Raw genomic sequence first — 26,995 nt, 5'->3', positions numbered from 1 at the left:
GCCGCGACCGCTCAAGCCCTCCCCGCCGCATCGCCTTCTACCGGCGCGTCCAGCGATGCAGCTGCAGCCCTTCCACGACCAGCAGCGCCTTGCCCTCTTTTTTCGCCGCCTCCTCCGCCGCCTTGTCGGGAAAAGGAAAATAGCAGAACATGTCGCCCTTGCGATAATTGATGCCCGACATGCCGGTACCGGAAGCCTCGTAGACGCTTCCCGCGGCTTGAACGTCCATCCTCGCCTCCAGCGTATACCCGAAGCCGCTGTCGCTTCGAGCATGGCGGAGGCCGCTCGCCAGCGTCGCTCCGCTCCACGAGACCGTGCCGTCCGAGCGGAAGCAGGCCATCAGGAGGCCGCTGTTCGGCTCCAGATGCGACAGCCAGATCCGCTGGTCGCCGTGGCGGTACAGGTCGCGGCCGACGTTGGCGGACAGATCCGTCAGATCGAGCTCCATGGAATATTCGCCGGGCAGCGTCGAGATGTCGAGCGAGTAGCGCTCCTTGTCGCTTGCGATCGCGGCCATCCCGCCTTGCCAGATCGGCATGATGCCGTACCCGTAGAGCCAGGCTCCTGCGGCAGCGGCGACAGCGGCAAGCGCGACGAGCCGCATTCCCTTTTTCCTCTTCCTCGGCGCTTTGCGCTCGCTTCGCATCCGTATGCGACCTCCCCGACCGGCCTGTGACCGTGATGCTCGATTAGACGCAGCGGACTGGAAAAGGTTCCCCGATCTGGACACGCTTCCGCTCCGCCCGCCGATTGAGATCGCTCCCGTCCGCGGCCGCGTCCGAAAAAATCCTGCTTATGCCCGCGGCAGCGAACGCCCCGCCGACCCGGCAGCGCCCGCCTCCGCCAGCGGCTCCGACCGCCAGGCGGCATGCCAGAGCGAGCCCGTGCCGGCTCCGGTCGGCCCTGCCGCCTGGATCGCCTTCAGCGTGAACGCCTTGGCGCGGCGCGCCGCCTCCGGCAGCTCATGGCCGAGCGCCAGCAGCGCCGCGATCGCCGAGGCGGTCGTGCAGCCGGTGCCATGCGTGTGAGGCGTCGGCACGCGCGCGGCGGCGAACCGCTCCGGCCGGTCCGGCCGATCGGCGGACAGCAGCAGGTCGACCGCCTCCGCGCTGCCGGGCAGATGCCCGCCTTTCAGCAGCACATGGCGGCTGCCGAAGCGCAGCAGCTCCCGTGCGGCCGCTTCCATCGCGGCCTCGGTCGCGAGCTCGCTCTCGTCCCAGCCGAGCAGCGCGCACGCTTCCGGCAGATTGGGCGTTATGACCTCCGCCAGCGGCAGCAGCCGGGTCCGCAGCGCCTCGGCCGCCTTTTCCTCCAGCAGGCGCGAGCCGTGCTTCGAGATCATGACCGGATCGACGACGATCGGTCCCGCCCCGCAGCGCTCCAGCTTGCCGGCGACGATGCCGATGATGTCGGCGGAGAACAGCATGCCCGTCTTCACCGCATCCGCTCCGATGTCGTCCAGCACCGAGTCGAGCTGCCGCGCGACCGCCTCCGCCGGGAGCGGGTAGACGCCCTGCACGCCGACCGAGTTTTGCGCCGTCGCCGCCGTCAGCACGCTCATGCCGAACGTTCCGAGCTCCTGGAACGTCTTCAGATCCGCCTGGATGCCCGCCCCGCCGCCGGAGTCGGAGCCTGCGATCGTCAGCGTTTTCTTGAATCGCCTCATGCGCGTCCCCTCCTTGGCCCGCCGGGGGCGGCGGCCGTCCTGCCCGCGTCGTCCCCGCGCCCTGCCGCTTCCGCCCGGCTCGGCGCAGACGTCCCCGCGCCGGCGCTCGGAGCGAAGGCTCCGGACGGGTGCGCCGAAAATCCGCGCCGGAAGCGCTCCGGATGGAACGCCGCGCTCGCCGCAAGCTCGTCTCCCTCCAGCAAGCCGAGCACGGCGGCGGCCGTCGCCGGCGCGAGCAGGATGCCGTTGCGGTAATGCCCCGCCGCGAACAGCACCTGCGGATAGCCGCTCAGCCGGCCGATGAGCGGACGGCCGTCGCGGGTCGCGGGCCGCAGCCCGGCCCAGCGCAGGCTCGGCCGCATGCCCGCCAGCATCGGAAAAGCCCGGGCGCTCCAGCGCTCCAGCCGGCCGATGCCTCGATCCGTGACGTCCGTGCAGAAGCCGGCCACGTCCTCCGACGCGCCGCAGACGAGCCTGCCGCCCGACTTGCCGACCCAGTAGGCCTGGCTCGTGAACACCATATGGCGCACCTCGCCGTCCGGCACGCCGTACGCGCAGATCTGGCCGCGGATCGGGTGGATCGTCTCCGGCAGGCCGAACAGCCGCTCGAACTCCCCGCTCCAGGCGCCGGCGCACAGCACGAGCCGATCACCCTCGAAGCGTTCGCCGCGCTCCGTCGTCAAGGCGACCGGACATTCCGGGGCGTCGCCGGGCCGCAGCTCCAGCGAGGCCAGCCCGCCCTGGCCGGCTCTGAGCCGGACGCCGACGCTGCGGCACGCCTGCTCCAGCGCCGCGGCGAGCTGCGGCGCGTCCACATGCGCCTCCGCCGGCGTATAGATGCCTCCCGCGCAGGCGGCGAGCCGCGGCTCCAGCCGCGCCGCTTGCGCCGCCGTCAGCAGCTCCGCTCCGCTGCCGGCGGCGCGCTGCCAACGCAGCCGCGACTGCAGCGGCAGCAGATCCGCTTCATGCAGCGCCACCCCGAGGCTGCCCGTGCGGCGCAGCCCCGCTTCCATCCCGCTCCGCTCCTCGATGCGCTCCACCCACTCCGGGTAGCGGCGCAGGCTGTCCAGGCACAGCTCGAAAAACGCATCCGGCTGCTCGACGTTCTCGGAGAACGGAGCCAGCATGCCCGCCGCCGCGCCTGTCGCCTGCCCGCCGAAGCCGCCGCGCTCCACGACCGTCACCTCGCGCGAGCCGTCGCTCGCCGCCTCGAACGCGCAGGCGAGCCCGATGATGCCGCCGCCGAGGATGAGCACGCGCTCCTTCATCGGCCGGCCTCCTTCGTCGCGGAACGGGCGCTGGCTATGCTTGTCCCGCCCGCCATTCCCAACGGGATCGCAGCGGCTTCTGTCGAGAGCTCAGCCGGAGCCGGAGCCGCAGCGGCGTCGCCGCCGTCGGCCCCGGCGCGGCTTGCCCCGGCCGTCCCCGCAGCGGCCGCCGCCTGGCCCGCGTCCGTTCCGTCCCGGAACGTGAACAGCTTGCCCGCCTCGGCGCTGCTCGCCGAAGCGTACGGCAGCTCCGGAATCCGGCCGGCCAGCCGGGCGAGGCGTCCCGCGCGGATCGCCAGCGCCATCGCTTCGGCCATCGCGACCGGATCGCAGGCTTTGGCGACCGGCGTGTTGGCGAGCACGCCGGAGGCGCCGAGCTCCATCGCGAGCACGGCGTCCTTGGCGGAGCCGAGCCCGGCGTCGACGATGACCGGCACCGGCGACTGCTCCGCGATGAGGCCGAGCAGATACGGATTCAGGATGCCGAGGCCGGTGCCGATCGGCGCTCCGCCCGGCATGACCGCCGCCGCGCCGGCTTCCGCCAGCCGGCGGCACAGGATCGGGTCGTCCGACGTGTACGGCAGCACCGTGAAGCCCTCCGCCGCGAGCCGCTCCGTCGCGCGCAGCGTCTCGATCGGGTCCGGCAGCAGCGTGCGCGCGTCGGCGCTGATCTCCACCTTGATCCAATTGCCGAGCCCGGCCGCGCGGGCCAGCCGCGCGATGCGCACCGCCTCGTCCGCGTTGCCCGCTCCGGAAGTGTTGGGCAGATACGTCAGCGCGCCTTCTTCCAGATGCTGCAGGATCGAGTCGTCGGCCACCTCCTCGAGGTTGACCCGGCGCACGGCGAACGTCACCACCTCCGCTCCGCTCGCCCGCAGCGCCTGCAGCATGACCGCCGGGCTCGGGAACCGGCCCGTGCCGAGGAAAAACCGCGACCGCAGCGTCTTGCCGCCGATCGTCCAGACGTCCGTCCCATTTCCTGTGCCTCCTGCAAGCCCGCCGCTTCCGCTGCCTGTCTTCGCCGCATCCGCACCGTTCGATTCGAATCGCATCCGCTCAGCCCCCTCCTACAAAATGCACCAGCTCGACCGCCATGCCGCGCCGCAGCCGGCAGCGGCTCCACTCCTCGCGCGGCACGATCTGACCGTCCGCCTCGGCGACGATGCGGCGGCCGCTCAGGCCGCGCTCCTCCACGAGCCGCTCCAGCGTGCCGGCCGCCGTCCGATGCGGACCGCCGTTCAGCACGATGTCGACCGCCGCGGCAGCCCAACCATTCGTCTCGCCCGCCGCTCGAGCCGCAGCCAGCTCCCTCCCCGCTTCGTAAGCCTGCCCGTTCCGCCTCCCCCGCGCCGCCGCGATCATCGCCTTGAGCTCGCGGCATGCCTGGGCGGGCGACGCGCTGCCGACGATCGCGGACACGGCGCAGAGGCGCGTCGCTCCGGCACCCAGCACCTGCTGCGCGTTATGCGGCCCGATGCCGCCGATCGCGACCCACGGGATGCGCACATGGCGCGACGCTTGGCGGACGTACTCCAGCGTCACCGCGGGACGCCCCGGCTTCGTCTCGGTCGGAAAGACCGGACCGACGCCGATATAGTCGGCGCCCGCGTCTTCCGCCGCCAGCGCCTGCTCGAGGCTGTGCGTGCTGATGCCGATGATCGCGTCCGGGCCGAGCCGCTCCCGCGCCTCGCGCCAGCCTCCGTCCTCCTGACCGAGATGGACGCCGTCGGCCTCCGCCTCCAGCGCCAGCTCCGGATCATCGTTGACGATGAACGGCACGCCGTACTCGCGGGTCAGCCGGCGCAGCAGCCGGGCTTTTTCCAGCAGCTCGTCCTTCTTCGCCGTCTTGTGCCTCAGCTGCACGATGTCCGCTCCGCCATGAAGCGCCTCGCGCATGACCTCCTCCAGCGTGCGCCCGGGATGATAGTTCTCCCCCGTGATGACATACAGGCCGAAATCCAGCTTTTTCATCTTCCGACTCCCTTCCTGAACCTGCGGCAGCGCGCGTCCTGCGCCTTTGCGGCCTCTCTCCGCCACGCTCACATCCAGGTCCGTTTTTACTTCTCGTTCGCTCGTTGCCTTCAGCTGACGGGCAGATAGCGCTCGCATACTCTCAATGCCTCGTCGGGATCTCCCGCTCCTTGCACGAGCACCCTGCCATCCGGAAAAACAACAAGCCGCGCCCCCTCGTCCGGCAGCTCGGCCCGCAGCAGGTACGGATTGCGCATGACCGCGCAGCCCGCCGCCTCGAGCTGACGGCGATAAACGTCCAGCGGCTGCGGCTCGCTCAGCTCCACCTGCACCGTGTCCCGCCCGCACAGGACGGCCGACAGCGCAGCCGTCTTCCGCGGCTTGAACGCAGCGTCGACCGGTGCCGCAGCTTGCGGCTCGCTCCGTGCAGATGACGCCTCCATAGCCGGCCCTCGCGCTTCTCTCGCTGCTTCTGCCTTTCTCGAGCCGCTCCGCGAAAGCTCTCCCGCGCCGCTGCCGCCTCTCTGCGCCTGACCTGCTTCGCCGCATGCCGGACAGGTCCGGGTCGGCCCCGGCAGCTTCAGCTCGCGCAGCGACAGCGGCCAGACGCTCGCCGTCGCGAGCGTGCGCCGCATGTCGCTGCGGCTACCGCTCAGCCACTTGAGCGCCTCCGCCGCCTGCAGCGCCGCGACCAGCTCCACCGCCGGCGACAGCATGCCGACCGTATCGCATGTCTCGCCGCTCTCCTGCTCCTCCTCGCCGCCGATCAGGCAGCGCAGGCAGCAGGTCGCGCCGGGCACGAGCGGCGCGCTCATGCCGGAGGCTCCGGCGACTCCGCCGTAGAGCAGCGGCACGCCATGCGCGAAGCACCAGTCGCTCAGCCGCAGCCGCACCTCGGCGTTGTCCGTGCCGTCGAGCACGAGATCGCAGCCGGCAGCCGCCTTCTCCAGCACGCCCGGCGCCGTCAAGTCGGCGACGACCGCCTCCGCCGCAAGACCGCTGTCGACGCGACGCAGCTTTTCCACCGCCGCGACCGCCTTGGGCAGGCACTGCCGCGCATCCTCCTCGTCGAACAGCATCTGCCGCTGCAGATTGCTCCACTCGACATAGTCGCGGTCGGCGAGCACGATCGAGCCGACGCCCGCCCGCGCCATATGCTGTGCCAGCGCGCAGCCGAGCGAGCCGACGCCGGCGATCAGCACGCGGGAGCGGAATAGCGCCAGCTGGCCTTTTTCGCCGATCGGCGCGAACCGCATCTGCCGCGAGAAGCGCTCGCGCCGCTCCGCGCTCAGCCCTGCGACCGCTCCTTCCTCCGTCCGACCGACCTTTTCCATCCCGCCAGCCATCCCTGCTCTCGCTCCTGGCTCCATCCGTCCGGTCCCGCCTGCGACCAACTCTCCCTCCGTCCGACCGACCTCGCCTAAGACCGTTCCTTCCTCCGTCTGACCGGTCCCGCCTGCGACCGCCTCTCCCTCCGTCCGCCTCTCCTCACGCATAAATCTTGCCGCCGCCCGCCTTGAAGGCGTCCGCCTGCTCCTTCATGCCCGCCTCGATCGCCTCCGCTGTCTCCAGCCCCTCGCGCTCCGCATAGTCGCGGATGTCCTGCGTGATGCGCATGCTGCAGAACTTCGGTCCGCACATCGAGCAGAAATGCGCCGTCTTCGCGCCCTCGGCGGGCAGCGTCTCGTCGTGATAGCTCATCGCCCGCTCGGGATCGAGCGACAGATGGAACTGGTCGCGCCAGCGGAACTCGAAGCGCGCCTTGGACAGCGCGTCGTCGCGCAGCCTCGCGCGCGGATGGCCCTTGGCCAGATCGGCCGCGTGGGCAGCAATCTTGTAGGTGATGACGCCCTCCTTCACATCCTCCTTGTTCGGCAGGCCCAGATGCTCCTTCGGCGTCACGTAGCACAGCATCGCCGTCCCGAACCAGCCGATCATCGCCGCCCCGATCGCGCTCGTGATATGGTCGTATCCCGGCGCGATGTCCGTCGTCAGCGGACCAAGGGTGTAAAAAGGCGCCTCGTCGCACACCGCGAGCTGGCGGTCCATGTTCTCCTTGATGAGATGCATCGGAACATGGCCGGGGCCCTCGATCATCACCTGCACGTCATGCTTCCAGGCGATCTTCGTCAGCTCGCCGAGCGTGTCCAGCTCCGCGAACTGCGCTTCGTCGTTGGCGTCGGCGATCGAGCCGGGACGAAGGCCGTCGCCGAGCGAGAAGCTGACGTCGTACGCCTTCATGATCTCGCAGATCTCCTCGAAATGCGTATACAGGAAGTTCTCCCGATGATGCGCGAGGCACCACGCCGCCAGGATCGAGCCCCCGCGGCTGACGATGCCCGTCACGCGCTTCGCCGTCAGCGGCACGTAGCGCAGCAGCACGCCCGCATGGATCGTGAAGTAGTCGACGCCCTGCTCGGCCTGCTCGATCAGCGTGTCGCGGAACACCTCCCAGCTGAGGTCCTCCGCCTTGCCGTTCACCTTCTCCAGCGCTTGATAGATCGGCACCGTGCCGACCGGGACGGGCGAGTTGCGCACGATCCATTCGCGGGTCGTATGGATGTTCTTGCCGGTGGACAGGTCCATGATCGTGTCCGCGCCCCAGCGCGTCGCCCACGTCATCTTCTCGACCTCCTCCTCGATCGAGGAGGCGACGGCGGAGTTGCCGATGTTGGCGTTGATCTTCACATGAAAATGCCGCCCGATGATCATCGGCTCGATCTCCGGGTGGTTGATGTTGGCGGGAATGATCGCGCGGCCGGCGGCCACCTCGCTGCGCACGAACTCCGGCTCCATGCCCTCCCGGAGGGCGATGAACTCCATCTCCGGCGTCACGATGCCGCGCCGCGCGTAATGCAGCTGCGTCACGTTGCGGCCGGGCTTCGCCCGCAGCGGCTTGCGGCCGGTCGGCGGGAACCGCTCCGCGCCTTTTGCCGCCGCCTTCTCCGCATCTGTAAAGCCGTTGTCCTCCGGACGCACCTCGCGGCCGTCGTAGGCTTCCGTGTCGGCTCGCTCCGCGATCCAGCGCTCTCGCAAGGCGGGCAAGCCGCGCCGGATGTCCGCGACATAGCTTTCGTCCGTATACGGACCGCTGGAGTCGTACACGCGCACCGGCTCGTTGTGCACCTGCTGTCCGCGCATGTCGCTGTCCGTCAGCGCGATCTCGCGCACCGGCACGCGCACGCCCGGCGTCTTTCCGTCGATGTAGGCCTTGCGGCTCCCCGGCAGCGGCTTCGTCAGGATGGGCATATGAAAAAAACCTCCTCGCGGTTGTGGAATATCCGCTAGGAGGCTAGAGAGCAAAGAAAGCCGTGCTCGCGCATCGTTCCGTGACGGCTCGCCCTCGAGCCGGCACGGAGGGGCTTGGCCAGGTCTGCGCCCGCCGCCAGGTTGGGGCGGGCTTCGGGAGAAGGGTTCAAGGGCAGTCCGGATGGGAGTGATTCCCCCGCCTTCGACGCAAGGCAGCCGGCGAAGCCTTCCGACCGTGCCGCCCTTGTCTCTTTTGCCTTTCCCCTTCTTATCCGAACGTCGTCGCCTCCTTCCCATCCGCTTGGCGAGGCGCAAAAAAGCCGCCTCCCGGACAGGAAGCGGCGAATGGACGCAGACCGATACAAACGTTGCGCGATTCGACCACTTTCCTACGCTGGCATGACCCAGATCAGGTTCAAAGGGACCAAAGCTTCGCTTTATCTCAGCCCTTGCGGGCGCCCCTAGTGGATATCTTGGTTTTGAATATACGCTGTCTTTCAGGTGTCGTCAAGTTCGAACTTTTCATTCTACAAATAATAAAAAAAAACCACAAGGAGTGTTCTCGCATGTGGTTTTAAACTTAAGTTTCTAATCTATTGGTAGTTCAAACTAGCTCAAATCGAATCCGTTCATCAGCTTGGCCTTAAGGAGCCATTGGTACAGGGCTACGGCGGCGAATTCACGGTCAGCCGGGGCGTTGGGCTGATAATAGGTCTTGCCCGAAAGCAAGTAACCGTTCAAGACGCCCGCGTTCGTAAGCTTCTGGATGCTTTCTCTGGCATAAGCGGCCGCATGTGCCAGGTCTGTGTAAGCGACCGTTTGATCGGTCGTCAACTCGATGCCGGCAAGCTTCAATGCCCGCTCCAGGATAACAGCCAGATCCTGACGGGAGACTTTGTCATGTGGCGCGAATTTTCCCTTGCCGATGCCTTGGATCAACCCCGCTTCGCTGGCCGCCGCCACGTCGGCAGCAAACCAGTCGCCTTTTTTTACATCGGTGAAAGAGGCGAGCGCTGTTGACTTCAGACCGAGTGCCCGGACGAGCAGGGCGGTGAATTCGGCGCGGCTCAGGCTGGCATCGGGCGAATAAGTCGTCGCTGATGTACCGTTGATGATCCACTTGCCGGCCAAAGCCTCGATCACGCGAGCGGCGGCGGAGTCGTCAAGATCAGTAAAGTTCACGGTTCGAGTCGCCAAGGCGTACACCGAGAAGCCAGGGCGGCTGACGGTCACCTTCGTCGTGCCGTCCGCTTGCTTGCTCAAGATGGAAGCTACGGGAGAGACGGCACCGTCTTCTTCATACAGCACTCCTGCCTCGTCAAGCTCGAAGCTGCCGGGTACAGTGAATGTTCGGGTGATGAATAGATGGTTCGGGATGTCCACGGGCTTGCGACCGGCTGCAGTTGTCCAGTCGGCCTCAAATGAGACGGGTTGGCCGATTAGTTTGCCATTTCCTAAAGCAGTGACGAAAGCGCTGGAATCAGCAGCCGGCTTGATTTCCAATTCGAGACTGGAATTGGAGGGAGCGAGGCTCATCAGAGACAGCGGCAGAACAACGGACGATCCGCCAGCGCTGAAGACAACCGTGCTCTTCTTCGGCAAGGCTGAGAGCAGTTCGACTTGCCGGCCTGTCAATACAAGCTTGGCCTGCTCCTTGTTGGTCGAGATAACCAAGGATCCAGCGGAATTTCCAGCGGAAGCAATGGCTGCCGTCAGATCGGCGTCCGTGACGGTGACCATCATCATGCCGTCCTGAACGGTTTCGGTGCTTCTGATTGTATGTTCTGTATTCGAAATGACCGGAGACGGTTGCACGCTTGGAGCCGGCGACGCCGTCGGAATGCCCGGATCGGACGGAGCCGGTGACGGCGTCGGTGTTGATGACGGTGTTGATGACGGTGTTGATGACGGTGTCGATGACGGTGTCGGTGTCGGCGATGGCGTCGGCGTCGGAATATGAGGATTGTTGGCATCCTCATCTGAGATCACAGTAACCGTAGGGTCGATTCTGGATTTGTCGAAGGTTGCCCCTTCGGCATACCGGATCGTTCCTTTGCCCGTGACTTTTCCATTTACGACCAGGTCGCCGGACAAGAATAACACTTCATCTTCTGGAATGATCAGGCTGCCGTCTACGATCAGCTTGCCATAGATCGAGGTGGAAACCTGAGCGTGGTTCGGATTAAGCTCAGCTCTCGTCGAGCGATCGGTCGTGATGGTCGCCACTGCTTCTGCCGGTACGATGGAGCTGTCCAGAGTCGGAATGGTCGTGCTTCCGTCCCATTTTAGAGCCGGGAGCCGCTCCAGTGTATTGAACTTGACGAGGTCTTCCCGTTGAGAGTTCAGGACGACGGAGAGCTGCGCATCGTTGGAGAAGGTTCTCCATCCGAACGCATCGACCGAGCCGCCGAGTTTAGCTTCCTTGACTTGATTGAAAGCCCGAGACCCCAAATAGCGAACGGAATTCGGGATGGCGACGGAGGTCAAGCCGCTGTTGGAGAAAGCCTCATCCCCAATGTAGACCAATGAATCGGGCAGGTCGACCGAAGCCAATGCTTTTGCTCCCGAGAAGCCGCCGCGGTTGATCGCCGTAATCGAGTTCCCCATGACGATTTTCTTCAGGTTGTTCATAGCGGCGAACTGATACTCATTCACGAAGGTCGGACCGGCAGGAACCGTAATTTCCGTTTCTTTGATGCCGGCAAAGGCGCTGTCGTCAGCCCATTCGATTGATTGGGGAATTTCCAGATCGACGCCCCCATTATAGCCGGGCTCTTGTTGGCCGGAATAACCGAGCGCCTGGAAGCCCACTTCTTTCAGCTTTTTCGGATAGTTGAAGCTCTTCAGGTACAGATTCTGATCAAAGGCGCGCTCCCCGATGATTTCAATCGTATCCGGAAGCACGATCTTGGTCAAAGTCGGAACGCCCTTGGTCAGAAATGCCGCGATAGAGGTTACGGTATACGTCAAATTGTTTCCGCTGTCGGTTGCTTGCTCTGGAATGAACAGCTCCGATACCGTCTTGTTGTCAAGCGCTTGGACCTCGGCCGTCGTGTCGCTGGTCGGGCGGTAGAGGATGCCATCCGCCAGGAACAGCCCCGGAACATAATCAGCGAATTCGGAACCGCCGACGGTAATGGAAGCCGAGTAATTGCTACGGCGTATTTGCCGTGCCACCGTTTTATTGGCGGCGATCACATTCGTCTTCGCGCCGATGAAGGCATCCCGGTCAATCCGCAAGGCGTTGGCTCCAACCAGAATCGATTGGGAGGTCAGTCCCCTGAAGGCTTTCTCCCCCATTACCTGCACGGAATCGGGAATGATGACATCCGCCAGTTTCGCATTGAGATCCGAATAAGCAAAAGCTTCAATTCGGGTAACCGTAGACGGAATGGTCACGGAGGTCAGCTTGGATAATTGGAAGGCGCTAGGTCCGATAGCTTCAAGCCCTTGCGGCAGCTCAATGCTCGTAATTCCGGAGCCGTAGAAAGCTGCCCTCGGAATTCGTTTCAAGTCGCCGGGCAACCGGATTTCGCTCAACTTGGACGTGTTGATAAAAACATTTTCTCCAATGCCCTTGACTCCGTCAGGCAGATGCACCTTGGTCACCGAAGTCATCCCAAGCGCGCTATAGCCGAGCTCCTGAAAACCAGGATTGAGGATGACTTCCTTCAGCTTCTGATTGCCGGCGAAGGCATAGCGGCCGATGAACTTGACATTCTTGGGAATGTTGATCTCCGCGTTGCCCAGCCAGGAGAAAGCCTCGTCATCGATTCGCTCTACGGAATCGGGAAGAATGACCTTGGTCAGCTTGAAGGCAGAGTTGAAGGCTTGTTCCCCGATGATCTTGACTCCGTCGGGAACGATGACACGTTCTACATTCGAGGCAAAGTAGAAAGCGCGGTATCCGATGGAGGTAAGGCTGTATTCCTCCCCGCCATGCTCGATGGCTTTCGGCAGGATGATTTCTCCCTTTTTGTCGGGATAACGAGCCACAAAGGATGTAGGGTCTACCGTCTGATCTGCGATCAGCTGCACCTCGTGATGGCCGGTTACCCGATAATCAAGGCCGTCAGCTCGAAACACTTCGTTCAGATTGGCGACAATCTGGGCATGATTGCCCGCTACGGACAAATTGCCGTGCTGGCTGTCGTTGATATAGTTGGGCGGGGTTAAATTTTCATCCGTCTCTGTCATTCCTGTCCCATCCGGCAGCTCGGTATCGACATACAGCTTTGTCGTCGCTTTGAGGCCAGTGCCGGTCATAGCGGTAACGACAGCGATCCCCTTCGACTTGGCGGCAAATGTTCCGTCCTGGCCGATCGTTCCGACTGCTTCGTCATCCACGGACCAGACGACCGGATTGTTGCTGAATTTATCTGGCTTTACCGTGGCGTGAAGCTTGACGGCGGCACCCGATTTCACGCTCTGCGCCGGGTCCATGACAATGGTTTGCGGACCGAATTCGACATAATCAATACTGTAATTGGAAGCATAATCGTACGTATAGATAGCGATTTTTCCAGGATTGTAGCCTTTGCCCTGCATGTATTCGGCTAGGTTGCTGATGTCCACCCTCACCGTGATGTCTGACCCGTCTTGCTCCGGAATGTAATTGTCGAGAGCGTAAATATGTCCCGAGGTGTCGGTGAACATGAGATACTTGATATTCTGATTATCGGCAACATTCAATTCCAGATAGGTCTTGCCGTTTTCGGCGTAGGTCGTCGCGCTTGTGATCGAGGGGGCCGTGTTGTCGATCGTGAAGGGAAGGACCAGCTTCTGGATCGTAGTACCGCCCGCTACCGTAGCCTTAATGGTGTAATTCAGCTTCGTATTTTCCGGAACCGGCTTGCCGTTTTTGTCTTTGCCATCCCAAGCGGTCTTGGGAGAGGTCGTCGTGAAGCTGCCGCCGTTGGCGTAAAAATAGGTTTTGCGGGCAGATCCATATTCTTCGTGCCAGTATTCGGTTTTCCCGTCCTCACTGGTTACGGAGAAGTTCATGTTCTCCGCATTTCGAAGCAGGCTGATCCGAGAGGATAATCGGCCGCCGTCGGCTAGAACCGTGGAGAAGGCCAGCTTGTCCGTAAACGTTTTGGGAGTAGCCGCCTGGTTCTCGCCCAGCAGCCGTCCTACCAGACCATAGATGTCTTGATTGATTAGAGCGGTGTAAGCAGGAGACATCGGCATTCCGGCATACGGGGGAAGGTCAAAGATCGCCGGCTGATCCCAGTCGCCGTAATAGCCAAGAAACGGCAACGAGAGGTTGATTCCCTGCTCTTCCTGGCTCTCTAGCTGGACGAAGCCTTCCACATAGATGCCATTTTTGAATTGCTGCTGAAGCTCTTGTTTGACAGTATCGGATAGCGCAAGCGTTAGGGATACGTCCTTCTTGCCATGCGGCGGAACGGTGACCGTCTGGTCGCCGCTGACGACGATCTCCTCGGTCCGAAGCGTTCTCGGAGCCGTATCGAGGTAGATGCCACTTTTCACCTTGCCGGTCAGCGCAGTTGAATATACGGCGTAGGTCACCGTACGATCCGACGTATTGTTCACCGTGAAATGAATCGAATAAATCCCGTTCTCGCTCTCGCCTACCTCTGCCTTGGGGCGCTCCCCGTCGACGGTTAGATAAGCGGGAGAATGGACTGCCTTGAAGACATTGACCAGTCCGGCACCTTGCTGTCGGACCGGATAATAGTCACCGGAAGCATTCTTGATCGGAGATGCCGTGCTCATCTCAAGGTTGGTGATCAGCTTCGCCTTTCCCTCGGAGCTGAGGTCGCTGAACTGCGGATTCTCGTTTAAATATTGGCGGATCAACGCCGATACGCCGGCCAGATGCGGCGTTGCCATGGACGTGCCGCTCATAAGCTGATATTTGTTGCCATTCATGCTGGAATAAATATTTCCTCCTGGAGCGGTGATCTCCGGTTTGATCTTCAGATCGGGAGACGGACCGATCGACGAGAAGGATGAGATTAATCCACCGCCTGGGTTCTCGATGATGGATTCATTGGCTTTGGAGAGGTATATCGTCATGGGATTTGCATTCGCCAGAACTTCCCCGGCGTTCTGCGCCACCCCGACAAGGGGGATGATATTGCTGTTCATTACAGCAGGAGTAACGATCGCTCCGGGTTCATTATTCACGACAATGACAGCAACGGCTCCGGCCGCTTTCGCGTTCACGGCCTTTTGCTCAAAGGTAAGCTCCTTGCCGCCACCCCGATTGATGACCACAGCTTTTCCCTTTACATCCACGCCCTGATAGTCTTCCATGGATCCAAATTTATCTAACACGACATAGTCCAGCTTCTTGTCGTTGAACGTATTCGTAATCGGGAGCTGAGCATTCGTATTGGCATTCACGACATCGGCATAGGGAATTTTCACGCCGCCGATGTAGGTTGCCGAGGTGACGCTCGCTTCGCCTTCAGTCCCGTATGTGGCGTCAGTTACGCCGACAACCATATATTTGGACGAGAACATGACGTTTTCCGAGCTTGCTACGGACAGAGCGGAACGGACTGTGGATGGACTGCCGACGATTGCGGTGTCCGGATTATCGGCCGTATTCAGATTGAGGCCGGTCGTGTTGGAGACCGAAGACGAGCTGTCATTGCCGGCAGCGATGTCCAAATTGATGCCGGCGGCGATGACACTGGAGTAAACATCGTCCATATCCTGATCGCCGGTCGAACGGAAGCCTGCCGCTGCGCCAAGGCTCATATTGATGGTGTCGGCTCCGAGGGCGATGGCGTCCTCAAGGCCTTCGAGGATGATGTCATCCGAGGTAGAGCCGTTCCCATCCGAGAATACCTTCATCATCATCAGCTGGGCATCTGGAGCGACTCCCTTGAAAGCCTTGCTGGGGTCAGTCTGGCTGGACGTATTGTTTCCGGCGATAATGCCGGCCACGTGAGTGCCGTGATCCATCCCGCCGCGAACATTCGTATCCTTGTTCGCATAGTCGAATGCGAATGGAACTTTGTCGCTGACATAGGTCTTGTTGCCGCCAATGTCAGCCAGCTTCGAGGCTTGCAGAACCTTGCCGCTGATGAGCTCGGCAATCTTGTCTCTCGAATACTTCAGCGACGAAGCATCGGGCATTGTTTTGAAGGCTTCATGCTCTGTGTCCAGCCCGCTGTCGAGAATAGCGACAACGGTGTTTTTTCCCGTATAGCCGGTGGAATGGACCAGATCAGCGCCGATCATGCCTGAACTGTAGGCATCCTGCAGGGACGGAGAGACGTAGGCCGTCGTGTCGGGCAGCGCATAAGTGGCCACCTCAAAAACGGACCTCACGCCTTCGATCCGCATCACGTTTTCAATTGACTTGCGAGGCAATTCAACGGAGAAGCCGTTCAGAGCGACTGTGTACTGGACAGAGTCGACGAACGAGGCGCCGGCGATTTTGCTGGCAATCGCGCTCTTCACTTTTTTCTGCTCGTTCGCCATCAAGTCCTTCTCTCGCTGCGCTGCATCGCTCTGGATGTATTGCGATGGCGACAGCTCTGTGCTTGACAGGGAGTACTGGTCGATCAGCGACTTCTGCTTCAGCTTGACAATAACTTTAACTTGCTCATTCGGGTCGAGCATTCCCTCTATCTTGGCTGCTTGCTCAGCCAAATGAGAAAGATCAAGATCGGGCTTGCTCAGTTCCGCTGTGAGGACAAGACTTTTGGAGTCAGATAATCTCACGTCGCTTGCATAAGTCAACGATTGAAAGGGAAGAAGCAGAAGAGCAAAAAAGGAAAACAATGATCTCTTCCATCTAGCGTTAGACATTGTGCCAGCACCTCCTATTTAGTTTAGGAAAGTATAGCATCGACCTCCCTATAGTTCAATATGTTTCTAATTTACCATTAGACGACGGTCTAACAAATGAGCATGAAAAGAAACATCCTGCGATGCTTCTAGTAGAATGTCGATATTCAAGGAGAGCAGGCGGATGAAAAAGATGTCGCGAAATGCGAACAGAGGAAACGCCCGGCGGAAATATAGCTTCAGAAGAATACTCGTCTCAGGGACTCGAGCAGGTTTTGGACGACTTCGTGGTTCACTTTGTAGTCGATCCGCGTTCCATCCTTATATACATTGACCAATCCTTCGTTGACCAGGTTGTTCATATGATGGGAGACCGTCGCCGGAGTAAGATTCAATAGAGAAGCGATATCCTTTCCGCACATCGGCCCCTTCTTCAGTTCGCGCAAGATGCCGATCCGGTTGTTTTCCCCGATCGCCTTAAGTTGGCTGACGATCAATTTGTCATTGTTGCCGAACGTCTTGATCAGATCGCCTATCCTGTCATACAGGACCCCAATGAACACATAGATGCGGTTGGAGTACTCGTCATCGAATAGCTTGACGGCATTAAAACAAGTGACGGAAGGAATTCGAATCACTTCTTTGTCTTTCGTATCGCCAAGAATGCTGGAGACGAGTTGGTTGCAACTGTCCGAGTGGATGTCGATCCCGGAGTAACGACGGTAGAGCTCTTCATGATTCATGTACTCGCCTTCAACCCTGGCGATCAACTCAAGCAATTGATCCGTGATCTGCTTTGCATAATGGAGAAGGAGGATGCTTATCCAGCGTTTGTGATTGGAGGTCGGGAACCTGCGCAGGTACTCCACGATATCGTGGACGCTGTTGAGCGGCTTGAAGTTATCGAATTCGTCCGATATGACCTGCGAAATGACGAATTTGCGTTTTTCAAGTTCTACCTGGTCAAGCTGCTCTCCATCTGAAAATGGGTTGCCTGCTTGAGCAAAAAGATACAAATAGAAGGCAGGAGAGAAGTCAGCGGGCGACTCCACGTAAAAGAATTGATTGAAGTCCGACACGAATGAAGGAGCTTCGTAGTCGTTCAAAAACCCTTTTTTAGCCTTTTCGTAGGCTGAAGTTAGGCTTGTCGTCTCATCCTCGAAGCTGTCGATTGGGATATTATATTTCGTTGAAATCTCCTGCATGAGGATGGACGGGGAATTGCTGCTAAGATTAAGGTCCAGATAAAACTTCTCCAGCATGAAGATCGTATCGACATGAAGGCCTAATGAAAAAGTGGGATTCACCGTGCCAATTCTTCCTCTCCGATTAGGATTTTTATCGTTCTTCGCGATGCCATGCCTGTGGAGCGCTTTGCTTGATTATTCATTGTAGGCCCGAGCAAACATTTTTTCAATAGATCGCTGAACGCGCACCGGCTCGCGCACGCCCGGCGTCTTTTCATCGATGTAGTCCTTGCGGCTCCCCGGCAGCGGCTTTGTCTGGATGGGCATATGAAAAAACCTCCTCGCGTTTGTGGAATATCCGCTAGGAGGCTAGAGAGCAAAAAAAGTCGTGCTCGCGCATCGTTCCGTGACGGCTCGCCCGCGAGCCGGTATTTTGATATTGTGAAATAGCTAAGAAAGATTATTACTGCAAAGGGTATAACATTTAAGCATGTAGCTATGCGTACGCTATTTTTATTGAATTTATTACGGTAATGAAAAGGGTTAAGCATTTCAAATGTAACGCCCAACTCATTCCGCTGGGTAGGACTAGAAAGAAAGATCTTGAGGATCGCCCCCAAGGTCAAAGCAAAGTTATTCAAATTGTTGAAGGAAACTAGGTATCCAATCAGTTTTAGAATTATATTGCCTCTGATTAGTCTCCCATTGCTCTAAGAATTGAGATTTGCTTGAACTCCAGTCGGGGAATTTCAATTTGAAGGTAGATACAAACAACCCCTCTCCACCTAAAAGTGCATGTTCTTCATGTGAGATAATTACGCCCCACTTACCATTAGAAGAATAAATGGCATTTTCTAAAGGTAGCGTTAAATTGCAATAATCATTGTAACTTGTGTTAGCGTCTATTACCCAATGCCCCTGTTGATAGCCCTGTTCATTAGAAGGCTTTGAAAAGCAATCCCCCTCAATTTCAGAGATAATGAATATATTTTCATTAATTGAAAGGATTGCACTCATAAGTGCATTATATTGCTTTTCATTAAGATAATAACCATCGGTTGGAAACAAGATAATTTTTTGTTCAACTTCATTTGCAAATACAGATTCAAAGGGGTTTTTATTTTTGAATTCTTTTTGAAACACCTTTTCCAGTTCAGGAATACTATCTAGATTCACTTTTTTTATCATAATTAGTTCTCCGGTATTCTAACACCACCTACACCATTTACGTCAATTGTTGGCGGACCTGATTTAGAATCCGCCCTATACGCAAACGTTACTCCATTCGCATCTTCACCGACGTATGTGCCTGGTTTTACTTCCTTGAAATCTTTCACTTGTGCCTTGAAGAAATCAAAGGCATCCTTTGCGTCACCATAAATTTTTCCAATATCACTTTGGTCTGCCTTAGCAAGTTTCTTCAAGTCATCGTAACTTACTTTACCCCAACAAGCATTATGTGTCCAAACGCCTAAATTGGAAACAAAGTACGTGTGGGGTCTCTGACTTTACCCAACCTTTGCCGACAATCCAGAACGGATGCTCGTCAGTTGTCGTAATGACTTCGTCGCCAACGATAATATTATACGTTTCTTCAACGTCACGTTGGAAGAGCCATTCGACTTTCTTATTTGCGGCTCAAATTAGAAAAACCGCAAGAAAGCGAAGATAACAATAAACAGGTCATTCATAATGGTATCTGACCATAATGAACCTGTAATATGTAACGATAAAGCGTCACTAAGGTAAAAAAATTCAAGCATTTATGTGCGTACAAGCATATTAGAGGAATATCATCCGAGGGTGATGAGGGTTAAGTTCGTTCAGGACGTGCCGCCCGATTCATTCGGCACTGGGTGGGGGTAAAAGAAAAACCTTGAAGGAGCATCCCCTCAAGGTCTTTGAATTGGTTAATGTTATCGTTTAGTCAGTCCATTGATATGCCAATTACTCTTTCTTATGCTCAAACTAGCTTTCGACAAATCAGGTAAAAATGAAAGTGAATAATTTTCCGGCTTAAATTCATGTGGAGATAACTCAATTTCGGCTTCATGGTCACAAATAGCATAATCAAATTTCAATATCGGGTAAATTTCCTCAATGAAATCGATTATACTGTTAGTGGCTTTCTCCAAAGTTTGCATTGAATAGTTTGGCAACAACTTTTCTTCGTCTAATGATAAAAGAATTCCCCAATAATCCTCATGTTTATCTATCTTTATTTCCACACTTAAACGTGCGTACCGAAACAAATCAAAACATAGTTGAATTTGTCCGTAATAAGACATACTTATTTCCCCAAGAATAGTGTCATTAACTAGTGAATTATCCAATTCAGTCCAATTATCACCATCCGCATGCTCGCAATATTTTACAAATTCAATTTGACTATTTCTTTCTTTCATTAAATCAAGTATCTTCTTAATCCTGTCCTCAATGTTCGATGAATCACTATAAACTAAACCAATGTTTATGTTACTTCCCAAATGTCATCCTCCTCATTATTTTGTAAATAAAACCTGACCGTTGTTCGTATGGAATTCAACCTGAGCATCGCTAAACTTCCAACCGCCAACATAGTTACCATTCAAATCAGTATATGCCCCTAGTCCAGTATTCTTATCATAATAGACATATACATCATTTCCTCTATATTTGGATTTCCAAACATTTGATGCACCTTGAATATGTTTTTCTATTGCTTGTTGATATGACGCCCACCCGGCTTTGTTAGAGTTTCCGTTAATCCCAAAGTTTTTAGCATGTTTCCACTCATGCTGTAACTTTTGAGTCGTAAATGAAGTTACCGGAAGACGCTCAATATTATGAACCCAAATCCCTAAACTGCTTACAAAATACGTATGGAAATCGGCAACAGTAAAGTTATAGACCTTTACTTTCTCATCGTGATGTACAATTTCAATGTTGTCAATTTTTAGATGATTTCCGTTACTTTGTACTAACTCATCGCCCACCGTCAAATCAACAGCAAGTACCCAACCCTTGCCATCTACCCAAAATGGATGATTGTCAGTAATCTCAATAATTTGATTTCCCACCGACAACTTATAGGTAGTGTCTTTCTCATTACGATGAAGGGCAGTAACTTCCTTTTATCCTGTTGGCCTGTTACTTCATTCTTCGAGAGAACCCTATCTCCGACCTCAATGTCTTCGATATTCTTCTCCCTTCGTTAGTTAGAACTTTGATTCAGGGAATAAAGAAAGTGGCAACTATTTTCAGCTACCACCATTGTATCATTAGCTTGCCGCCCGTTCAGGTAGAGCGGTAAGACGGTATTCAGTTTTGTTCTTCAACATGCTGTAAAGAATGGTTACAAGTCTTCTCATAATGCAGATGATTGCCTGTTTCTTCTTTTTACCTTCACTCAATCGCTTCTCGTAGTATTCACGGAATAAGGGATTGAGCGGCTTACTGGAAGTTCTAGCAGTATGAACTTGCCTTACTGCTAGCCCCCACAGAATCTTATTCAACGCTCGATTCCCTTGCCGGTGGTTACGGTCTTACCTCTGCCGCCGCTGCTCATTTGGCTTGGTGTAAGACCTGCGTACTTGGCTAGCTTGTCAGCGCTCGTAAACCGGCTTATGTCTCCGATTTCCGCCACGATAGCCGAAGCCGTTACATCATCAATCCCAGTGAACGTATTCAACTTGAAGTCTAGCTTCTGCATGATGTGACGGATATTGTCCTCTGCATCGTTCATCTCACGTTGAACGTCACGAATTTGGTTTACATGACTACGGACAAGGAAATCACCAGCTAGTGCTGTTTGACTACCTGTTTTTTGTTATCTTCGCTCCTTCACGTAAAATGCGGCGTTGTAGGTACCGTGTACGGATAAGAGAGGGTGAGGTTCGGCACTGGGTGGGGTTAAAAAGAAAGCCCTGAAGGATTTATCCCTCAAGGCTGAACACTTGTTACATTATTATTTACTAAACTTCTCAAGTCTATCTGATTCAAGGAATTGTAACGAAGACTTGTTCACTACACCGAATTCATTAAAGTTATCACGGGCTTGAGCAAGTGTCATGTGGTTGGGGGAACTATAGTAGCCTGGGTCTGTATTTCCATCATCTTCCCAAAAGCATACTGGGCAAATATCGTATTCACCCTTTGTTGAAAGTGTCTTAAATTCACAACACGGACAACTATAAAGTTCTTCCTGCAGACCCTCAACCTCCTGATTAGAATCCAGGATAGCTGACACTCTCTTCGATAAATACTCGTTTCTGACCCCAAGATACTTTTTTCTTAAAGCTACAAGTAACAGTGCACTATAAACTTCATCCATTACATCTTTCTGAGGTTCATCATAATTGAGTATCTCCGATTGCAATATTTCCGGCAACTTATCAAATTCAGGATCGTCTTGGTCTATCCCCCACCAGTCAATTAGGATTTCTTCCCGTTCTTCCTTAGATAGATCCTCAATCGTTGTTTTTAAGATAATAGCTATTGCTTCATCTCGATTCATCTTTTCACCTCACTTATTAACCGCCACCGAGTGACTTAGCAAGATCAATTGCGGCTTGGAACGGGTCAGCAGATCGTCCATCATCTTTGTAAAATGTCCTTATTTGTCGATCTTTAATGTGACCTACAAGTACACGACCTGATGAAGGGTCGTATTTAACAAGGAAATTACCTACAACTTGTTCTTTGAACGAAGAGTTGGTTTCAGCGGCAAAACCCTTGGCAAGTTTTAGATAATCATTTTGGGAAATATCACCGAATTCATGCCCATGTTTTTTCCAATGGGACTTTAATTTTCCACTACCAAATCCTTTCCAGTTTATCTCAGCACATGAGATATTATGAACCCATATCCCTAGACTGCTTACATAATACGTACTGAAATCAGCAACTGTAAAATTATATACCTTAACCAACTCATCATGTATTACTTTTTTGATTTTGTCGATTTTCAAGGTATTCCCGTTACTTTGTTGTAGCTCATCTCCTACCTGTAAATCAGCCGCAAGCACCCAACCTTTTCCTTCAACCCAAAACGGATGGTTTTCGGTCGTTTCAATAATTTGATCGCCTACCGAAAGTTCATAGGTGATCTTCTTATCATTCCGATACAGATGAGTGACTTCCTTGTAAGCCTGCTCCCCAGTCTCTTCATCCTTGGCGAGAACCCTATCTCCGACTTCAATGTCTTCGATATTCTTCTCCCCTTCGTCTGTAATAACTTTTGTTCCTGCGGTAAAGCAATTACAAGCAGAAACAATCTTCCCGCCTATTTTCACTTCGCTGCCTAACAATTTAACACCTTTTGCTGCTACTTTGCCTCCTGGAACAATCCCTGCTAGTCCAATTACTCTATCGGCAACACTAAGGTTCTCTCCGGTCACTAAGTTTGTACCTGTTAAGGCTTCTTGTACACTTTTCACCCCACCTACAACTGGGATAAAATCAAGTGCACAATCCCCGACATCCCCCCAACTTTTAAAACCACAATGGCCTGTCGGATCAGTATAAATTAATGGATTATTGTATACATACGTGTACAAATTCAAGGTAAGCGGATTATTGAATTGACCTTCAAAGGTATCCTCACTCATAAACCGCCCCATACTTGGATCATACCAACGAGCTCTCAAATATTGAAGCTCCGTAGTTGAATCCCAAAATTCACCCGAGTAACGGAATGGATTTGCCACTTGCTCGGACACCGTTAACGGATTTCCCCACATATCATAACTGTACCGGTTCACTAGCGCACCAGTACTACTCCGAAGTTCTGTCACATCACCATGACCATTATAGTAATAAAAATGTTTTGTGGTGCCACTCAAACGAGCAATAAGCTGTTTCCCACGAATATATTGCGCAACCGGTGTGATGGTGGTTCCGTTAACCGTAGCTTCCGCAATGATTTGATCGCCATCATAATAGTACCGACGAGTCGATCCATTCTCGGCTCGCTCCACCATCAGACCATCGCCATTGTACTTGTAAGCAACGGGAGACTTTCCAACTACCGATGCTCCGGTCAGTTGATTAAACCCATCGTAGCTATAACTGGCTTCCTGCAGTTGGGGCGTTTGATTGCTCACAAGCGTTTGGCGATTTCCACGCAAATCGTAGACATAGAGCTCATTGAATTCGGTGGACGTTTCAATTCGATTGAGTGAGTCATATCCATACTGGACATTCTTAGATTGCCCCGCCACTAAATCCGTTTTAGAAAGTTGATTCCCATCAGGACTCCATGTATAGCTATGTCGGTTTAAAACCGTCGATGCACCTTGCAACTGAGTCAAGTCGCTTAAATCGTACCCATTGTAATTCATCGTGGTGGATGTTCCATTTTCCAACTTGATGTCTTTTAATAATCCATTCGAATGATAGCCATATTCAGCCATTGCGGTTGTTTCAGTTTGGCCGACCTTTTGAAGCCGGTTGAGTCCGTCGTAGCCGTAGTAGAGCTTTAGACCAAATGGATCCGTCATTGTTTCTCGGAGTCCTTGTTTGTTATACGTATACTGCAATTTTTTTCCGTCTGGATAAGTAGTCGTTTCAAGTACACCAACTCCAGGCGTATAATAATATCCCGTTACACCCGTTCCGTCTGTCATGCTGGTTCTTCTACCTGCGCTATCGTACTGATAGCCGATCGAGTTTCCACCAACTGTTTTGCGTGCTAACCAATTTCGGTTATTGTACTCATAGGTTGTTGTTTGGTAGCCTTTATCAATCAGTTTGGTCACATTTCCGGCTTTATCATAAAGATACTTTTTAGATTTTCCACTTCCATCAGTATGCTGCATCCGACGGCCCAGTTCATCATACTGGCTCGTTTCTACGGTACCATCTGGGTGCGTAATTTTTTTTAAAGCACCTGCCAAAGAATAGCTGTAGGCGGTCTTTTCTCCATTTGGTTGTTTTACTTCTATTAGCCGGTTTAAGGCATCATAAGAATTGATTTTGCTAAAAGTAGAATTCTGTTCTTCAACGGCATTTCCCGCAAAGTCATATCTCCAATATCCGCTTTGCTCAAAGCCTTTACCTTTGTTTTTATCAATCTCCGTTTTAATTTTCTGTCCTAAAATATCAAAAGTAACTCTGGATCTAACTCCCGTTGGATCTTGTATAGTTTGAGTACGTTGAAGATCATCGTAGATCGTTGTGGTGGTTTCACTTTTGGGAGTCGTGGAGGAAATTAACCGATCCCACGCATCATAGGAATAAGTGAAAAATCTATCTTCCGCATCCCCCTCACCGCTTACTCTTCCATAGGAATCATATTGGTAAGATTTCAGCTTTTGGTATCCATTTGGTTTGAATACCCCTTCTTCAATCTTCCAACCAAGCTCGTTCCATCTGAGTTTGCTTTGGACTCCGGTTTCGTCTTTAAGTACCACTTCATTTTGGGCATCATTATAAATTGCTTCTGAAAATGATCCGCCTGGATTAATGATTTTCCTTATTCGTCCATAGGCGTCATACTCATAGTTCGTTCGATTGTCACGGCCATCCTCTACCCAGCTCATCTCACCTGTAGATGTATTGTATTCCGCTTCCGTTATAATCTTCTGAGTGTCTTCAATCGTACTCACGTCAATTGTTTGCTTTCTCAAAAATGCATTGTCGGATCCATAGTTATTAGTTTGAACGATAGAACGATTATCGTCTTGAATTGTCACCTTAGTTGGATTGCCGTAGGAGTCTATTTCATAATTCGTCTTAGATAATACAGTTCCTAATTGATCCTTAAATACTGTTTCCGTAATATCTCCTTGATTATTTCTTGTATATTGCACATTGAGTGCCGATCCATTATTAATTGGTATATTCATAGAGGAAAGCAAATGTGAATTATTATCATACGAATAGGTTGATGTCACTTGATTAGCATTCGTTTGAGATATGACATTCCCGTAATCATCATAAAGGACTGAAGTTTTTTCAGGAGATGATGCTTGTTGCCCTTTATAAAAGGTTTTTGTAGTCTCTTGTGGAATTGAAATTTTCCTGCCTTCATCGTATTTAAAAGTAGAGATAGTCCTTTCATCGCCGGCTGTTGTTGTAATACTTTTCGTGTAGTACACGGATTTGGAATCATTATAAACTTTACGATAATCATATAAAGTATCCACCACTAAGTTATTTTTATTCGACCGGACTGTTGTTCCGAAACTATCAATGTTTCCATTGAAGCTAGATGCCAAATCAGAATGGTAAATATATTCATTAAAATTATAGGTTCCCGAGCTAGTTATATCCTTTCTAGACGTGACTTTGTAAACTTGATCTGTTGAATACATTCCATAGCTTCTTGTCGTAGGAGATGCTTGATAAGTAAATTCTGTGCGTGCACCCGAAGGGTGTTTAATGCTCTTAAGTAAATAATACGGATTATTCACTGGATAATTTAAAGCGTAATTTGTTTCCGCATTCTTATAGTCATAAAAATACTGTGTGTCAGGACCAACCAAATGCGAGACGTCCGTTAAATATGAAGTTGGTTGAAAACTTAAATATGGGAACGGTCTAGTATAGCCCGTAGTCTGAATCGTATATCTTATTTTGTCCGCACCTTTAGTCAACCATATTCCCCAATTATCGTATGTGATTGTTATAGTATTATCTAGAGCATCAGTTATAGTTGAAAGCACTTTCCCATACTTGGAATCGTTAATATAGGAAAATTTAATAGTATTATTATAAGCGTCAGTTATTAGAATTAATCGTCCATCTCCACCAAAGTAATAGCTTTTTTTCTCTTTTGTTCTCAGGACCCTTGAAGATCTCTCATTACCCACAACAATTGAACTTTCCTCAAGCCAGCGGTCTTTCCATGGATACCCTATCAGGGTATTCCCACTAATTTCATAACTCCCCTCAATGCCCATACTTAGATAGCTAGTGTTTGTTTCACTGACTGTTTTAATGAAAGGTATATCCCAAGACCAACCAGATCCAAGAGGATATAACTGCTGTTCGTAGGGTTTGTTACGTGCAATTGTTCTCCAAAAAGAAGTTAGGTTTCCGCCAATATCAAATCTTACGTCAGATCCGGTCCAAGATGCACTTCTGTAAAAGAGACCCCGATAATCCGGACCAGCCCAATTACCAGGGTTAACCGTTGTATTAATGGCTTTACTTGATAGATAACTATTATATGCCATTGCATCTTGTAAAACAGTATATGAACCGTCGTAATTGGGCATTCCTGGTTTAATATTCCCGTTTTCATTAATTGTTTCGTTATTCCATAGATAATATCCTACTAGATGTGTCTCATTATACATGACATTAATTTTATCCGCACTCCACTGAAGTCCCCAATACCCATCTATAGTTGTTGAACAGTTACAATATGGGGCATATTCAGTCTCTTTGTTATAAGCATTGGAGGAAGTTGAACTATAAAAACGTGTAAGAGAAAATGATAAACCGTTACGTCCAGGAAGAGTTAAGTCGGTTTCTTGAACTTGTACATCACCACTCAGAGTGGAAATGGATTCCGTTCCTGAACTTAAAGAATATAAGGATTGGGGCTCTTTTATATTCACCTTTTTGATAGCGTCAATGAGTTGAGGTTCGCGCGATGGTTCGCTCATTATCATCATGGAATTACGCTTATAAGTGTTTGTACTTACAGTTCCTTTTATAAATTCCGGAAAAATCAAGTATACATCTTGAGTGACATATCTTTCACCGTAAACGACATTGATAACAGATTGATTATCAAGATACGTATCACTTTGCACAGTGCTATTAACAGTGGCATCATTGGATTCATTATTTGAAATAGCATCTTTTCCATACACATTATTTAAAGAAAAAACGAATAATAAAACAGACATAAATAATGTAAATGTTTTTTTCATAACCATTCTCCTAAGCTCATA

General features: G+C 53.4%; 16 protein-coding genes, 1 pseudogene and 1 riboswitch. All 17 genes and pseudogenes read right to left on the bottom strand.

Annotated features, from left to right (window positions below; translation table 11 throughout):
- Positions 1-37 precede the first annotated feature (37 nt).
- The 17 genes and pseudogenes from B8V81_RS17530 to B8V81_RS24960 all read right to left on the bottom strand — a co-directional run bounded on the left by B8V81_RS17530 (position 38) and on the right by B8V81_RS24960 (position 26,974).
- Positions 38-604, bottom strand: a complete 567-nt coding sequence (locus tag B8V81_RS17530) for a hypothetical protein (protein WP_101808850.1) — start codon at positions 602-604, stop codon at positions 38-40.
- A gap of 189 nt (positions 605-793) precedes the next feature.
- Positions 794-1,666 carry a bifunctional hydroxymethylpyrimidine kinase/phosphomethylpyrimidine kinase gene (gene thiD / locus B8V81_RS17525; protein ID WP_101808849.1) on the bottom strand — a complete coding sequence of 291 codons (873 nt, stop codon included), beginning with the start codon at positions 1,664-1,666 and terminating at the stop codon, positions 794-796.
- Positions 1,663-2,934, bottom strand: coding sequence for a glycine oxidase ThiO (thiO, locus tag B8V81_RS17520; protein WP_101808848.1), 1,272 nt, complete (start codon positions 2,932-2,934; stop codon positions 1,663-1,665). The genes thiD and thiO overlap by 4 nt, the downstream gene beginning before the upstream one ends.
- 224 nt (positions 2,935-3,158) lie before the next feature.
- Positions 3,159-3,890: pseudogene (locus B8V81_RS17515) on the bottom strand (thiazole synthase); the annotation flags it as partial.
- A 100-nt stretch (positions 3,891-3,990) separates the two neighbouring features.
- A complete protein-coding gene (gene thiE / locus B8V81_RS17510; RefSeq protein ID WP_028598130.1) occupies positions 3,991-4,905 on the bottom strand; it encodes a thiamine phosphate synthase in 915 nt (304 codons plus the stop codon).
- Between the two features lie 110 nt (positions 4,906-5,015).
- A complete protein-coding gene (locus B8V81_RS25880) occupies positions 5,016-6,239 on the bottom strand; it encodes a ThiF family adenylyltransferase (protein WP_228551366.1) in 1,224 nt (407 codons plus the stop codon).
- 154 nt (positions 6,240-6,393) lie between these two features.
- Positions 6,394-8,154, bottom strand: a complete 1,761-nt coding sequence (gene thiC / locus B8V81_RS17500) for a phosphomethylpyrimidine synthase ThiC (protein WP_101808847.1) — start codon at positions 8,152-8,154, stop codon at positions 6,394-6,396.
- A gap of 369 nt (positions 8,155-8,523) precedes the next feature.
- A riboswitch (TPP riboswitch) is annotated at positions 8,524-8,627 on the bottom strand.
- A 136-nt stretch (positions 8,628-8,763) separates the two neighbouring features.
- Positions 8,764-15,945 carry a leucine-rich repeat protein gene (locus tag B8V81_RS17495; RefSeq protein ID WP_101808846.1) on the bottom strand — a complete coding sequence of 2,394 codons (7,182 nt, stop codon included), beginning with the start codon at positions 15,943-15,945 and terminating at the stop codon, positions 8,764-8,766.
- A gap of 218 nt (positions 15,946-16,163) precedes the next feature.
- Positions 16,164-17,231: an ArsR/SmtB family transcription factor gene (locus tag B8V81_RS17490; RefSeq protein WP_101808845.1), complete on the bottom strand. Its 1,068-nt coding sequence runs from the start codon at positions 17,229-17,231 to the stop codon at positions 16,164-16,166.
- Between the two features lie 75 nt (positions 17,232-17,306).
- Complete coding sequence (locus tag B8V81_RS26065) at positions 17,307-17,438, bottom strand: hypothetical protein (RefSeq protein ID WP_255309753.1); 132 nt, start codon at positions 17,436-17,438, stop codon at positions 17,307-17,309.
- A gap of 306 nt (positions 17,439-17,744) precedes the next feature.
- The gene (locus B8V81_RS24975; protein WP_146000528.1) at positions 17,745-18,299 is read right to left on the bottom strand and encodes a hypothetical protein; all 555 of its coding nucleotides are present in this window, start codon (positions 18,297-18,299) and stop codon (positions 17,745-17,747) included.
- 2 nt (positions 18,300-18,301) lie between these two features.
- Complete coding sequence (locus tag B8V81_RS24970; protein ID WP_146000527.1) at positions 18,302-18,535, bottom strand: hypothetical protein; 234 nt, start codon at positions 18,533-18,535, stop codon at positions 18,302-18,304.
- 492 nt (positions 18,536-19,027) lie between these two features.
- Complete coding sequence (locus tag B8V81_RS24965) at positions 19,028-19,597, bottom strand: Imm64 family immunity protein (RefSeq protein ID WP_146000526.1); 570 nt, start codon at positions 19,595-19,597, stop codon at positions 19,028-19,030.
- Between the two features lie 15 nt (positions 19,598-19,612).
- Positions 19,613-20,170, bottom strand: coding sequence for a colicin D domain-containing protein (locus B8V81_RS25875; protein ID WP_244912788.1), 558 nt, complete (start codon positions 20,168-20,170; stop codon positions 19,613-19,615).
- Between the two features lie 431 nt (positions 20,171-20,601).
- Entirely contained in the window at positions 20,602-20,802 is a 201-nt protein-coding gene (locus tag B8V81_RS26300; RefSeq protein WP_425320499.1) for a transposase, read from the bottom strand.
- Between the two features lie 255 nt (positions 20,803-21,057).
- Positions 21,058-21,606 carry a CPCC family cysteine-rich protein gene (locus B8V81_RS17475; RefSeq protein WP_101808843.1) on the bottom strand — a complete coding sequence of 183 codons (549 nt, stop codon included), beginning with the start codon at positions 21,604-21,606 and terminating at the stop codon, positions 21,058-21,060.
- Positions 21,607-21,622: 16 nt separating this feature from the next.
- Positions 21,623-26,974 (bottom strand): polymorphic toxin-type HINT domain-containing protein, encoded by a 5,352-nt coding sequence (locus tag B8V81_RS24960; RefSeq protein ID WP_180968479.1) that lies wholly within the window; start codon positions 26,972-26,974, stop codon positions 21,623-21,625.
- Positions 26,975-26,995: the final 21 nt, after the last annotated feature.

Source organism: Paenibacillus pasadenensis (assembly GCF_002864175.1).
GTDB lineage: Bacteria > Bacillota > Bacilli > Paenibacillales > Paenibacillaceae > Paenibacillus_O > Paenibacillus_O pasadenensis.
The sequence above is the reverse complement of the archived record's forward strand: the minus strand, read 5'-3'. Positions and strand labels throughout refer to the sequence as shown.

What these genes read in the sequence shown, in the direction of transcription:
- B8V81_RS17530 (WP_101808850.1), bottom strand. Translation starts at nt 604, where the DNA reads ATGCGGCTCGTCGCGCTTGCCGCTGTCGCCGCTGCCGCAGGAGCCTGG.
- thiD (WP_101808849.1), bottom strand. Translation starts at nt 1,666, where the DNA reads ATGAGGCGATTCAAGAAAACGCTGACGATCGCAGGCTCCGACTCCGGC.
- thiO (WP_101808848.1), bottom strand. Translation starts at nt 2,934, where the DNA reads ATGAAGGAGCGCGTGCTCATCCTCGGCGGCGGCATCATCGGGCTCGCC.
- thiE (WP_028598130.1), bottom strand. Translation starts at nt 4,905, where the DNA reads ATGAAAAAGCTGGATTTCGGCCTGTATGTCATCACGGGGGAGAACTAT.
- B8V81_RS25880 (WP_228551366.1), bottom strand. Translation starts at nt 6,239, where the DNA reads ATGGAAAAGGTCGGTCGGACGGAGGAAGGAGCGGTCGCAGGGCTGAGC.
- thiC (WP_101808847.1), bottom strand. Translation starts at nt 8,154, where the DNA reads ATGCCCATCCTGACGAAGCCGCTGCCGGGGAGCCGCAAGGCCTACATC.
- B8V81_RS17495 (WP_101808846.1), bottom strand. Translation starts at nt 15,945, where the DNA reads ATGTCTAACGCTAGATGGAAGAGATCATTGTTTTCCTTTTTTGCTCTT.
- B8V81_RS26065 (WP_255309753.1), bottom strand. Translation starts at nt 17,438, where the DNA reads ATGCCCATCCAGACAAAGCCGCTGCCGGGGAGCCGCAAGGACTACATC.
- B8V81_RS24975 (WP_146000528.1), bottom strand. Translation starts at nt 18,299, where the DNA reads ATGATAAAAAAAGTGAATCTAGATAGTATTCCTGAACTGGAAAAGGTG.
- B8V81_RS26300 (WP_425320499.1), bottom strand. Translation starts at nt 20,802, where the DNA reads ATGCAGAAGCTAGACTTCAAGTTGAATACGTTCACTGGGATTGATGAT.
- B8V81_RS17475 (WP_101808843.1), bottom strand. Translation starts at nt 21,606, where the DNA reads ATGAATCGAGATGAAGCAATAGCTATTATCTTAAAAACAACGATTGAG.
- B8V81_RS24960 (WP_180968479.1), bottom strand. Translation starts at nt 26,974, where the DNA reads ATGAAAAAAACATTTACATTATTTATGTCTGTTTTATTATTCGTTTTT.